Here is a 241-nt window from a genome sequence, read left to right on the forward strand (position 1 = left end):
GCTGCCGGAATCGGTCACCTTTTTGGTCAGCAAAGGTGCAGACCGCCAGCGCATTCTGGCCATTGTCCGCCGCCTGGCCCCTGAACATGTCAATGCCGACAGTACCTTCGTCACGCCCGCCAAACCCCAGGGCACTGGCGGCGCGATTGGCACTATCCTCTCGCCGCGCTACCGCTTTGGTACCTGCATGCTCTGGGCTGGCTACGTGCTGGCGCTGTTCCTGGTTTATCTGTTCAGCGGC

1 protein-coding gene is annotated in these 241 nt (G+C 62.2%); it reads left to right on the top strand.

What is annotated here, in order from left to right:
• Positions 1-241, top strand: a 241-nt coding sequence (locus tag R0J88_RS23040) for a hypothetical protein (RefSeq protein WP_410901322.1), incomplete at both ends; no start/stop codon positions are given.

The sequence above is a fragment of the Pseudoalteromonas sp. SIMBA_162 genome, assembly GCF_046535955.1.
GTDB classification, from domain to species: Bacteria; Pseudomonadota; Gammaproteobacteria; order Enterobacterales; family Alteromonadaceae; genus Pseudoalteromonas; species Pseudoalteromonas marina.